Origin of the sequence: Paenibacillus tengchongensis, assembly GCF_008973665.1 — a bacterium.
In the GTDB taxonomy this organism is placed as follows: domain Bacteria; phylum Bacillota; class Bacilli; order Paenibacillales; family Paenibacillaceae; genus Paenibacillus_AQ; species Paenibacillus_AQ tengchongensis.
Map to the genome: position 1 here is coordinate 81,897 of NZ_WACP01000013.1, position 12,986 is coordinate 94,882.

Below are 12,986 nucleotides of genomic sequence, written 5' to 3' on the forward strand. Positions count from 1 at the left end.
ATTAGTAATGTGGCACTTTTATTTTCTCAAAGGATACGTTTTATCCAAGTATAATAGAAGGATAATAAAGTTGAGAGGTGGATTTGCATTGATTACTACCGTAGCCGATCTGTTGAACTCTCTTATGAGTAAGGAAAAAGAACTATTGAAAAAATACGATATCATTAAACACGGCCCTACAATTGGTGATATGTATGAAGGACTTACAGCGAATCTTCTAAATAAGGCACTATTTCAAGGATTAGATATACGAATTGCATCTGGAAAGATACGAAATGAATTAGGAGAATTTAGTAGTGAAATAGATTGTATGATAGTCGAAGGGGAAGGAGAAGCTATTCCTTACACAGACAAATTTATTTATGATCTCTCTCAAGTAATCGCAGTTATTGAAGTTAAAAAAACATTGTATAAGGAAGACTTGATAGACGCTTATGATAAAATGCGGAAAATTTACTCAATAACTGAACCAGATAATAAGTTACTCAATATGAATGCGTTTAGGGATGCATTTAGACATATAGTTCAGAAAGAACTCCCTGACTATGAAGAAGTGAGAGAATTACCTTTACATGAACAAATGATATACCATAGCTTACTGATAGAAGAAATGATGCCGGTTAGAATTATTTTTGGTTATTATGGTTATTCGTCCGAATTTGCCCTGAGAGAAGCGTTCTTTAAATATTTAGAAAAGAATTTAGGTATAAAGGGGTTTAGTCCAACAATTTTCCCTGATCTTATCATATGTAATAACAGTGTTATGGCAAAGCTCGATGCTATGCCTTATATAAGTCCTCTAGATAGAGACGGTAATTGGAATTTTTATGGTTCATCAACACATAATCCATTTTTAATACTTCTAGAGTTTATTTGGACAAAGTTATGCTATAAATACGACCTAAGCGATGAAATCTTTGGAGAAGATCTTGATATAGAAGGTTTTCATCCATTTCTACTGACAAAAGCCGCTAAGAAGGATGATAAGATCGGCTGGGAAACAAGATATGTTTATATCCCCAAGGAGGGGTTAGATCATGATCCCCTATTTAGGGAATGGGAACCTGAAGAATTAGATGATGTGGAGTTTTTTGTGATAAATTGGCTCTGCATGCAAAATGAACTTAATATTGAGGAACCAGGTTTCTTGGAATGGTTAGATGAGAATGAGACAAAATTAGAGGACCTTATTAAGAGCTTATCCAAAAAGAGACTCTCTGCATTTGAGAAGAATACATTTTATTTGTTAACCGATCAGTGTGGAATTGTTACCTTTGACGGTAAGTGGTACGCTGCAGAGAATAAATCAGGCAGATTAACTAATTGGGTTAATAAAATGATGCAAGATAAGGACGAATAGATTAGATTACATAATGGAGAAGGCTATACTTTGTAAATGATTCACGATGTAAATAGGGTTAGCAAGGTGATCTAGCTATCAAATAGAGTCTCGAACGGGCGGGGTAATTTTCTTTAATGAGTTTTAACCTGCTTTTTTTGATGATCTGACAAGTTGAATTCTCTCTTTAAAGGGTGACAATCAATCATAAAACAGAGTGTAACTTTACATTTTTAAATAATTAATCCTTTAACTAGACAAAAAACGATATTTGGTATACTTTAGTATTAAGGGCATCGACAAACGGGAGGGATAAATTATGAGTGCAGATATATATCAGAAATGCATGCTTCTTTTGGAGCAGAGAACAGTTATATGTGAAGGTATACAAAAAGGGTTTAAGCGGCATCAGTTATACCTAGAACTATTCTCTGATATAGTAACAGATACTTCAATTCCTAAAAACCGTTATGACCTTGTTAATACAGAGGTAACAAAATCTATTGAGAATCATCCACATTTGCAAATCGAATTTGAGAAGAAAAAATCAGGGTTCCATCCCTACATAGTATTAAGGGAGAAACTAAGAAATATTTCTATCCTTGTCTTACCGTTAGCTACTAAAAAAGACATGTTTGACAGTGCGAGTACGTACAGAAAGAACTTTTCTGTCTCAAACATCCCAAGGTTAATTGAGGAAGGGTTACCTGAGGACTCCCCAGATATTGATATTCAATACCAGAGGGCAATGCATCCGTTAGGCACGGATAGTTACCCCTTTGGTTTAATTGTTGCATATGATCCTTTTGATGGTTCAATTAGAGAAGGTGCATTACTGCCTGATCATACGGATTGGATATTTTTAGAGGATACAACGAGCATGGTATTAAGTAATAGCTTGGACAATGTGACACCGATTAATGTTTATGAATACAGTGACGATATCAAGATACCATTTAAGGAGACAGCGCATCAAACTGACGAGGATATTCCTCTGAAACTCAAATCTGATCCGTCAGTATGAAAGTAGGAAAGTATTATGTTCAAAGAAGATCAAGGTATCATTCCGGCTAGACTTAAGGAGGCTCGTTTAGTAAGAGGCCTAAGTATCAATGAGCTAGCGTCGAGAGTAGGCCTTTCTAAACAAGCTATTTCTCAATATGAACTGGGAGAAAATGAACCAAAGCCAAGCACAATGATGGGGATTATTCGTGAGTTGGATTTCCCCAAAAGTTTTTTTTATAAGACTTATGAAGAACATATCATAGGTAATACTTTCTTTAGGGCATCTGCAGCAGCAACGAAAAAGAATAAGGAAATTCAATATAATAAATCAAAGCTTGCAGGATATATATATGATTATCTGCAAAAGTACATTGAATTCCCCGAATTAAACTTGCCTGATCTTTCTTCATTTGACCAGGAAGAATGGGATAATGATGCTATAGAATTACTTGCAGAGCATGTCAGACAGTTCTGGGGACTTGGAGAAAATCCTATCAATAATATTGTTAATCTTATGGAAAGAAACGGCATCGTTGTTTTTTCTATTGATATGGAGAGCTTGAAAGTAGACGCATTTTGTCAATCCAGAAAAGGACGTCCCTATATTTTCTTAGGGAATGATAAGGAGTCTGCTGCTAGAAGACAATTTGATGCTGCGCATGAAATTGGCCATCGTTTGATGCACAGTCACATTCATAACCAAGACATCCTCTCCAGAGAGGAATTCAAGATCATTGAGAATCAGGCGAACCGCTTTGCATCAGCATTACTACTACCTGAAAAGGCATTTAAAAAGACAGTTACTTCGACAAAGTTAATTCACTTTATAGAATTAAAAAAGTACTGGAAAGTATCAATAGCAGCCATGTTATATCGAGCTCAAGAATTAGGAATAATTGATCAGAGCAGATATACTTCTCTATTGAAGCAAATGTCCATTCACAAGATGAGATCAAAAGAACCGTTAGATGATGTAATTCCGATTCCTAAACCTATCTTATTAAATAAAGGAATTAAGATGTTGCTACAGAATAATTTTAAAAATGAGTTACAAATTATAAATGAGATCGGTGTGCCACGAGAATTTATCGAAATGCTTTGTACCATGGAAAAAGGTTCACTTAAACTGAAAGAGATTGAGCCTACGCTTAGGCTAATCGTTAACAATTCAAAAGATGCATAGCCTTCAGAGGTTTATGCATTTTTTTTTGAATGTATGTATGGATTATACATACGCGCCGCACTGATAGAGTTGATTTCTGGGAAATAAGGTTTTGACCCAGGCGTTAGATCGGAGTAAAATGGAAAATATTACAGACTAAAAGGCTGGGAGAAGCGACTATTGTTAGAATCCGCAGAGAAATTCAAAAATATCTTTCATATTCACTCATGGCTGGATAGATGTGCTTATATATTTGATGAAGTAGTAGAATATGGTCCATTAAAGGTAGATTTAGGACAATTAAAATGGTTAACGCCTGCAGGATTTACAGTGCTCTTGTCCACGTTAAACTATTTAGATCGTTTTTACTATTTAGAAACAATACCACCGAAGTTCGACTCTAGAACTGACAAGTTCGACATTGTTGGTTATATGGAACGGATGAATTTTCTAAATTCATGTCCTGAAGATGTGAAATTGTCGTTTGAGAAAATGATCAACATGGATTACTACTATAACCGAAATCGTAATCGCAAAGAAAAAGAACTTGATGAATTACGTATTTCTCGATGTGATAGAGATATTGAAGAGTTGGGGCGGTCAATAAAAAGGATAATGAAGGGAAAGGGGCTTCATATTAATAGGATCTCAGATATTACAGAAATTGTGACTGAATTGGCACAGAATGCCGTGGAACATGCAGATGAAATAAGTGATGCTGAATGTTATTCCTGTGTACAGTATTACAAAGAAACGAGCACTCAACCAGGCAGGGTCGAGATTGCAATTTGTGATACTGGCCGGGGAATTGTCGACTCTCTTAGAGATCATGTTTCTGTAGGATCTACAAATGACAAAATTGTAGAAAAGGCTATTTTCACGAGAGCCAGTCGTTTCCCTGAGCAGGATCGGGGTAAAGGTTTTAATAATGTGCGCAGAACTGCATTTGGTTGGTCTTCAGATGCAGAGTTCTATGTGAGAACTCATGATAGCATGTATCGTATTTACGAAAATCGGTTAGAACTTTTGGATAAGGGAAGATATTTTCCAGGAACCTTTTATTACATAATAATTAATGTGTGAGGGGTTGACATCTTCCTAAAGGTAGTATAAATTAATAGCAAGGACGATTTCAAATCCGGAATTGAAATCATTCCTTCAAATCTACTAAGAATGGTGGATCATTATGCTAAAGGTTAACTTACTTCCTGCTGTTGACACGAAGGTAAGCTTAATCGGAAGAAGGTCAATGATTCCGCTGAACCAGAAGGTCATGAAGCAGATCGAAGAAGCTCCCTATGGATCAATTTTGTTCTATGATATGGAGCAGGTAGAAGGTATGAATGGGTCTGGAATTGATGAAGTGATTATCAAGCCATTGAAATGGATTCTACAAGAGTCCAAAACCCACAATAAGTATTTGTATTTAATTAATCTCAATGACGAAGAAGATCATTTATACAATTTGCAAAAGAGCTTGCAGGGCGAAGAAGTGGTTTTGGTCGCTCAAACCGAAACATCATTAGAAATTATTGGTGATCTTGGCGATGCCTCAAAAGATCTTTTGGAATTGGCTTATCAGCATAAGAAAATTACAGCTAGGACAGCTGCTGATTTGCTTGGTAAGAAAAATAACTCAGTTAGCACACAACTTATTAAGCTTCATGATCAGAGGTTGTTGCAGCGGCAAGAAGAGCAGCTCGAAGAGGGCGGCAGACAATTTGTATATAGTAGCTTGTTCTAAGGGGAGAATTCCCCTTTAATTAAAAAGGGTTTTCAAAATAGGAATTGAAATCCATGTGGAGTTCTTTTTTTTGAAATTTCGTTTTCAAAATAAAATTTGAAAACGGGGATACCAATATTAGAATGTACATCGGAAGTGACCCTTTTTCGGAATAAATGCTCAGGTTTGATTATTACAGAATATAAAACTAAAGGGAGAGATAAGACATGTTAATTTGTCGAAAGTCTATTCGTCGAAAAGACGGAACCATTGTAACAGCAGCACAGTTGGGTCTTAAAGCAATTTGTTTTGAAGTTTCGGAAGAGCAACATCAAGCATATCTTGAAAAAAAGAAAACGGAGAAGGAGAGTAAGTAGAAAAACTCGTAGCAGAATAATCAAAAGAATTTAGATGAGAAGGGTAGAAATAACATGGCTAAAAATACAGGTAGTGGATTTCGTAAGGGCGCAGTTAAACAACGTACTCAATTTAAAACTCCTAACGGGAACTGGGCAAAGCGTAATCCAGACACTGGACGTATCATGGATCAGAAAACCTCTGGTGGTAAATTCAAGGGTATTCGCAAGGAGAAGTAATAAATTAATTATAGAGTTAATAAAAGGAGAATGACATGGACTTTTTTCTGAAGCTATTACTGAGCAGTACTCTTATCCTTGCAATAAACTTTGTTTTTAAAACTTTAACTTCAAGTAAGTTTGATAAACTGTTTATTCCTAAACATCAGAAGGCTTTGCAGACTCTATGTATCTTCATACTCCTGCTTGTGATTTTTGTAATATATGGGGTTATTTTAGGGGCTCTTTACTTCCAGGTAAAAAGTTATAAGTATACTGAAGCTGTTTCCGGGATTCTAGCAGTTCTTTATTTGATTGGGCTCATCATAGTAGGTATTGTTTGCTTGATCAAACATTTCAAGGAGAAGAAGAGCGGCTTACCTTACAATATTTCTGAGAAGAAAGTTTTACGGTTGATTTTCGTTGTTGTGCTTCTAAACGTTGTAATATACTCAATGGTTCTGAGCGACACATTTTTCACTTCAGGAAAGACCAAAGTAGAATTTGTAGGAGATATTCTATACTGTATAGCTCAGTTTTTTATACTAACATGTGTTCTTATAAAGGCGATGACATATTTATTAGGATATATGAAAAGGCATTGGGGGTATGTGGTTTCACCAACTCCAGAGGATGTAGATAAAAGGTACCTGCATGTATTGTATTCATTATCACCTACACAACTTGTTCTATCAGAAGATAATGAAAATCATCATTATCCTACGAATGTTTATTTGTTCGATGTTACCAAGCAAAGCTATATACATTTTGAGAGAGTGTTAATCATGAAAAAGTAATTAACCTTTACCTTAGACAAGATAGGCCTTAGTTTAGGAACTATATGGGTGAATAGAATGACGGAATGAGGTGAAAAGCATATGGTAAATTTAAACTTGAGTTCATTTAAAGATGTAGAACTAGAAGCGTTATGCCGTATAATTGCTGATACCAACAACGGAATTACTGGATCTCAAATTGGGCACTATCTAGAAACATTGAAATATAAAGATACCGATCCACTTATGACTAAGTGGAAAAGATTGTACAATGCCCTCGCGAATCGGCAGAATGAAACTCAATCAGGAAATTGTGTGTTATCCTTTATTACGAAAGCTCTAGCCCCAAGTCGATACGCAGGTCAATTAGATGAATATCTTGATGTACTGGAGCGGATAAATAAAATATTAATTTTTCGTGGACTAGAGTACAAGGAAGATGGGAAGTTTCATAAAGTGAAGGTAGCAAACACTCTTAGCGAAGCTGAAATTAGAGTATCAAGACTATCAGAAAAAATAGCATCCCGAAAACTGCACCCACATCTTCTTAAATATTGTAAACCTGAATTACTTCAGAATAATTACTTTCACGCAGTCTTAGAAGCTACGAAGAGCATTGCTTCGATGATTAGAAGTAGGACTGGTTTGGTAAGTGATGGAGCAAAACTTGTTGATGAAGCGTTTACGGGGAATGATCCTCTAATTAAAATAAATGGTTATAAATCTGAATCTGAGATCAGTGAACAGAAGGGATTTGTTAGTCTGACCAAGGGCTTGTTTGGAACCTTTAGAAATCCTACAGCGCACTCTGCTAAAATAGAATGGAACATGTCAGAAGAGGATGCTATAGACCTATTTACTTTAGCATCATATGTTTTGCGCAGAATTGAGAATAGTTAAGCTTATCAGAGGAGTGACATTTATGAGTACCAGAATACAGTTAACACGATATTTTTAAAAACCAAGTCGTGATTGATGCTTGGACCAGTGTAAATATTATTGGATTTCAAAATAGAAGAGTATGTGAAGTGTTTAGATATTAGGAAAAATAAGACACCTTTTCGTTCTGAACTGATCAAGTCTATTGCCCTACATATTTAAATATTGATTTTTACCAGATGAGAGTATAAATGATAACTCAACAAAGAAGGTGATCGTTTGCGGGGTATCCACTTAGAAGAAGAAATTAAAGCATTGATCTTATCTGAACGTGAAGATGACTACTGGGATTTCAAACAGCAGCATCATAACAATAAAGCTGACTTACTGCACGACATCATCTGCATGGCAAACAACCGAGTTGATCGGGATGCCTATATCATCTTCGGTATTGCAGACAAGACCTTCAAGGTAATCGGGGTTGAAAATGACAATAATCGAAAAAATCAGCAAATGATTATCGACTTTTTGAAATCTCAGAAATTCGTTTCCGGCATCCGGCCACGTGCTGAGATGCGAACATTAAAGCTGGCTGGCCACGAAATTGATATCCTGATCGTTAAGAATAGCACCGACACACCTTATTTCCTGACTGACCGTTACTCCGATGGAAACAGAACAGTTCGCGCCAACCATATCTACACCCGCGTTGGCGATACCAATACCGACATAGATAGAAGTGCGGACATCAACAACATCGAGTACCTTTGGAAGAAGCGCTTTTTGCTAACTCGTTCTCCTTTCGAGCAGATAATGAAACGGCTTGAGAACAAGGATGAATGGAAGCAAGATGGGGACACTTACTATAACATTTACAATCCTGAGTTTACAATTACAAATGAGTTTGAAGAGGACAGGAGAGAAGTACGCTCCGAGTTCTATGCGTACGCAATGACCAACTCTTCAACCATGTATCAAATGTTAAGTGTCAAATATTTTGGTACTCAACTTTACGGTAGACAGGTTGCACTCCTTGACAGCGCTCAGTATAGTACCCCTGTCCCTGAGTGGGAGTTTTTCACTTTTGGAGTGTATAAATCTAATCCTGATTATGCAATGAAGTATTTTACAAAGGATAGTCCGCACTACATATTGAATGAGTTCTTATATGATGAGGATAGCTTCGAACAAAGTTATGCGAGGCGAAGATTTTTTGAGGTCGTGTTATTATTTGAAAACATGCAGGAGAAGGATACATTTCTTGAGTACATCCACCACCATAAAGACGATTTTCTAAATCAATTGGAAGCTTTAGATGATAATTGGTCTTGGATTGAGGCTAACACTCAACGTCAGCAGGAACAAGTCGTGATTCGGTTGAAAACCGGGAAAGTACTAAATCAAATGCTTCAAGAGTTCCGGGAAATTACTCGATGAAGAGGATAGGACACTTGTTGCTTCAGGAGGGGGATTATGGATTTAAGCGTTTTAATTTACCATGAAGAAATAATCCTTATGGAGTCATTACAAAATAATCGAGATATTCTTTCAAATGTTGAAGAATTGATCCTGCTTCTATCGGATGTTGTGATTTCTGAGGACAGGAGAGCAGGCAGCTACTATCTACTAAACAGGCAAGTCAGAAATGATCTGCTTCTTTGCTTACTTTCATCCCTTAGGAGACATGAGACACAATCCAAGTTAATGAAACGCCAAGCAATTGAGAAGGCATGTTTGGCAACCTATTCGTTATTTGAACCGGAATATGATAAATTCCTCGGACAAGATGAAGACGGAGCAAAACCCATTCAGAAAGCATTAGATCGTTCTTTCAAATACGTGAACACGCAGTTCCCTTCTCATTCGCTCCGACTTAAGCAGGTTAAGGACATGATCAACAAATTCTATGCACATGGCAATATGTTCAACTCACTCAAAAAGGAGGAGCACTTTGGTTTCTTTGATAAGCAGGATGAATTAATCCAAAGGACACTACTTTGGGAAATCGGGTATCTTGCAAGCGTAATCTTTGACTTATGGTATCATGCGGTTGACCAATGTTCTTTTGCCACCAAAAACGAGGAGAGCTATAAGAGATTCGTTCAAGCTGTCGTATTGAACCAGAAGTACCGAGAGGGATTTGCCAATCATGAACGATTTGCTAAGTATAGATCGCTGTCTTAAAAATTCCAAGGGGGAGTTCATGAACCGCCATATAACCGAGAAGACGAGCTGAAAGAGCGTTTCAACCGATTCATTAAACAAGTGAGAAAAAAGGTTTCGTTAGCTTTACATAGGATTGTTTGGAACGTTTAAAAATCTCACTGCTTATGTGGTAACGGTTTAATGGAACATGTCAGAATAGGGGGCCATTGATTTATTTTAAATGGCTTCATAAATTACGGAGAATTGAGAAAAGCGATACTATGGAGGAGAAGTTATGAAAGTGCCAACGGATATTATGAAGCGAATGGAATTATTATTTGAAGAATATGAGAAGGAAGTGTCCGACAAATTGAGCAATGGCTTAATTTCTGAAAATACTGCTAAGACCTATCTCCTTCACTCAGGTAATTTCATTAAATGGTGCCGGGATGAATTTGTTCCAGGAGCAAGAAATCAACAGAAATAATTTATGAGCTTAATTGCTCCCCAATACTGTTTACACATGGCAACTCGGTTTAGGCATCCCGATTTTAAAATAATGTATGTGTTGACTTTGCTTACTCAACACATGTGGAGTCGGTGGCGCTGTTGGTCAAAAATTGATGCAGGCTCAAAAGTACTTCTATATCATGGGATTTAAAAGTGATACAAATCGAGAAATGATATAGAAACACCGCTAGTAAATGGAGATAATTCAACATAAAGGAAGACGCTCGGCTAACTCTGCCGGAGCGTCTTTTTGTCTTGTTTATCCTTGCGCGGGGAAAACGGATGCTCCAACTTGTCGGCCGTGCCTGGTTGGCGGGATCGGAGAGCATGGCAGATATTTATCGTCGTATTGATGCTGCCATGGCTGCCTTATTTCTTAAGTTTATTCGGAAGTCCGACAGATTAAAGGTTACTTCGACAAAAGGTTCATGGTAGGATTTAGTTGTATCCCCCTCGATTAACCAATTGCAGGGGGTGGACAAGCGTTGAGGATCAACCATTTAATGATGAAGGGGGGGTGCTATAAAGCGCACACTATCTATTATTGTCAGCTTAATTCTTATAATTTGAAATTGCGTGCATCAAAAATCTTGTTGAAAGTAATCTACTTCAAGGGATGTTGACGACAACCATTTTTCAATTTATATGGGAGGGTATGTGCGAATGAGGAAGATGTTAGCGACTGGGGTAATTTTATTGATGCTTTCCGTTCAAGTTGGGGCTGTATCGGCCCAACCGGTCGAACGAGTGGACTCTCTGAATATACATTACATTAACGGGGATTGGAGCTATGACCCAGTAACGATCACTATCCCGGCAAGTGAAGATAATGAGTACGTATACGCATTGAACGCTTTAATTTCTGGAGAGAATTTACCGGAATACAGCTTTAATGAACTCCCGCCTACACTGCAAGTGAACGATGTTACCCTTACCCAAGGGGTTGCAACTGTCGATCTGCCTGGCAATTTTAACTCTATTGTAAACGACGCTGGTTATGCTGCAGATGTTGTAATGGATATACTAATTTATAACGTATTCAAATTCGGGGATATTTCTGAAGTGAATTTTACATTTGATGGTCAACCGGATGACACCTTCAAATTTAGCAGGCTAACCAGAACGGAATATTTTTCCCCAGTTGTTGAAGCGAAGGAACATAAGGCTCTCCCCTATCAGCTTACAGAGAAATTACATAAAGTGAAGGATTCCTTTAAAAACATGACTAAGGAGCAGCAGGAATCCTTCTTAGATGATGCAAATCAACAGGACTTGTTTACAGCAAGCCAACTCCAGGTACTTGCAGCCTATAATCCCTCAGTTACCACAATAGTAGTTGATCCAGGACATGGGGGCTCCGATCCGGGTGCAGTAGGACAATTAGGGTCAACCACATATTCAGAAAAAACAATTAATTTATCGATGGCGCTGCATCTGAAAAATTATCTGCAAACTAACGGATACACCGTTCTTATGACTCGCACAACGGATGTAGCTGTAGGGATTAATGACCGGTATGCATTTGCAAATAACAATAATGCGGATCTGTTTATAAGCGTCCACAACAATAGTGCTTCAAATTCTTCTGCTAAAGGTGCAACGGCTCTGTATCCCAACAACCATGACGTTGCACAGAGTAAGGACGTTGCTTACTGGATGCATCATTTTGTAACAAATGACATGAGTCAGTATGCTAAGCCATATCCTATGAGTGATAGCGATGTAAAAGGTGTGCTTAAATGGACAACGATGCCAGCCGTAATAACGGAAACAGCCTTTATGTCTAATACCTCTGACCTTACGTATCTTTCCTCCGATTTTAACCGTCAGACCTTGGCAGAGGATCTCGGTGTTGGAATCCGATATTGGGATCAGTATGGTGAATACTGGTATTATTAATTTTCTTCTCAAAAAAGGTAATGCGGCATTAAGCCGCATTACCAATTTTTGTTTTTCAAAGGTGGGGATATTTTTGTTGCGCAGTGCACTTACTCTTTGTTTGCTTATTAGTCTGTTCTTAGTTGGCTGCAGTAATGAGCGTTCAATCAACTCTTCGTCAGAGCTCATTATGGATGAGAGTGTTCTATATCCAGAGAATGAGCCTCCTTTCATAAAAATCAAAAGAGAAGGCGAATGGGAAGAAATTAGCAGGGTAGATGATTATCCTTCTAAACCGGAAATCAGCTCTAATAAAACAAAACTTGCATTTATTTCTCCCTTTGAATTTGAAATGGCTGGAGACGTATGGTTATATGATCTATTAATCAATGAGAAGAAGAAAATATTTAATCAAGACCAAGCCGGAAAAGGGAATTCTGCCAAAGATGTACTTTGGGTCGACAACAGCAACTTGGTTATTTTAATAGGGGATACGATTGGAACCATTTCATCAAACCATACCCTCTATTTATTAAATATTAAAGACAATAAACTCCAGCAGATCTTTCAAGCTGAGAACAATCAAGACTTACGCGATTTAAAGATAGTGAATGGGAAATCCATTTCGTTTGAGATCGTGACTTATAATGAAGAAAGTACAGACCATGCTTCAGAAATCAAGACGTTGGACATTACGAATTTCATCTCAGAGGGTACCCCCGGGTAGCAAACCACCTTTTGGATGAACAAGCACTGAATATAAAGAGCACTTGAGGCTCTGCCCGAGGTGAAAGGTTACCGGAAGCGGCTGCCGCTTCACTTTCGCTTTTTGAGGGGAAATCCATCTATGTCTCATGCAACGTCCAAAACAATGCAAGTCTGCAGAACCTCTGGGACACTTCGTTGGATCAATGGGCTAGGATCGCCCAAGACCATATTGTACGGTACCACTAAGCACGTGTTGACGTATTTATGCCTTTTTTCTTTCGCAATT

Annotated in this window: 13 protein-coding genes; all 13 read left to right on the forward strand. The window is 37.6% G+C overall.

The features are described from left to right. Nucleotides 1-88 precede the first annotated feature (88 nt). Nucleotides 89-1,360: a DUF6602 domain-containing protein gene (locus F1381_RS20655; RefSeq protein ID WP_151736741.1), complete on the forward strand. Its 1,272-nt coding sequence runs from the start codon at nucleotides 89-91 to the stop codon at nucleotides 1,358-1,360. 298 nt (nucleotides 1,361-1,658) lie between these two features. Beyond that, nucleotides 1,659-2,363 (forward strand): hypothetical protein, encoded by a 705-nt coding sequence (locus tag F1381_RS20660; protein WP_151736742.1) that lies wholly within the window; start codon nucleotides 1,659-1,661, stop codon nucleotides 2,361-2,363. Nucleotides 2,364-2,378: 15 nt separating this feature from the next. Next, on the forward strand, nucleotides 2,379-3,527 hold the full coding sequence (locus F1381_RS20665; RefSeq protein ID WP_151736743.1) for a helix-turn-helix domain-containing protein: 1,149 nt from the start codon (nucleotides 2,379-2,381) through the stop codon (nucleotides 3,525-3,527). Between the two features lie 159 nt (nucleotides 3,528-3,686). Beyond that, a complete protein-coding gene (locus F1381_RS20670) occupies nucleotides 3,687-4,589 on the forward strand; it encodes an ATP-binding protein (protein WP_151736744.1) in 903 nt (300 codons plus the stop codon). Between the two features lie 166 nt (nucleotides 4,590-4,755). Next, nucleotides 4,756-5,250, forward strand: coding sequence for a hypothetical protein (locus F1381_RS20675; RefSeq protein WP_151736745.1), 495 nt, complete (start codon nucleotides 4,756-4,758; stop codon nucleotides 5,248-5,250). A gap of 410 nt (nucleotides 5,251-5,660) precedes the next feature. Continuing rightward, the gene (locus tag F1381_RS28430) at nucleotides 5,661-5,825 is read left to right on the forward strand and encodes a hypothetical protein (RefSeq protein ID WP_187355483.1); all 165 of its coding nucleotides are present in this window, start codon (nucleotides 5,661-5,663) and stop codon (nucleotides 5,823-5,825) included. A 35-nt stretch (nucleotides 5,826-5,860) separates the two neighbouring features. Then, entirely contained in the window at nucleotides 5,861-6,601 is a 741-nt protein-coding gene (locus F1381_RS20680) for a hypothetical protein (RefSeq protein WP_151736746.1), read from the forward strand. 81 nt (nucleotides 6,602-6,682) lie between these two features. Next, on the forward strand, nucleotides 6,683-7,480 hold the full coding sequence (locus tag F1381_RS20685) for a TIGR02391 family protein (protein ID WP_151736747.1): 798 nt from the start codon (nucleotides 6,683-6,685) through the stop codon (nucleotides 7,478-7,480). 258 nt (nucleotides 7,481-7,738) lie between these two features. Further along, complete coding sequence (locus F1381_RS20690) at nucleotides 7,739-8,896, forward strand: AlbA family DNA-binding domain-containing protein (RefSeq protein WP_151736748.1); 1,158 nt, start codon at nucleotides 7,739-7,741, stop codon at nucleotides 8,894-8,896. 36 nt (nucleotides 8,897-8,932) lie between these two features. Next, the gene (locus F1381_RS20695) at nucleotides 8,933-9,643 is read left to right on the forward strand and encodes a hypothetical protein (RefSeq protein ID WP_151736749.1); all 711 of its coding nucleotides are present in this window, start codon (nucleotides 8,933-8,935) and stop codon (nucleotides 9,641-9,643) included. 256 nt (nucleotides 9,644-9,899) lie between these two features. Continuing rightward, the gene (locus tag F1381_RS20700; RefSeq protein ID WP_151736750.1) at nucleotides 9,900-10,091 is read left to right on the forward strand and encodes a hypothetical protein; all 192 of its coding nucleotides are present in this window, start codon (nucleotides 9,900-9,902) and stop codon (nucleotides 10,089-10,091) included. A gap of 686 nt (nucleotides 10,092-10,777) precedes the next feature. Further along, on the forward strand, nucleotides 10,778-12,013 hold the full coding sequence (locus tag F1381_RS20705; protein WP_187355484.1) for an N-acetylmuramoyl-L-alanine amidase: 1,236 nt from the start codon (nucleotides 10,778-10,780) through the stop codon (nucleotides 12,011-12,013). Further along, nucleotides 11,967-12,719: a DUF4652 domain-containing protein gene (locus F1381_RS20710; protein WP_151736752.1), complete on the forward strand. Its 753-nt coding sequence runs from the start codon at nucleotides 11,967-11,969 to the stop codon at nucleotides 12,717-12,719. The genes F1381_RS20705 and F1381_RS20710 overlap by 47 nt, the downstream gene beginning before the upstream one ends. Nucleotides 12,720-12,986: the final 267 nt, after the last annotated feature.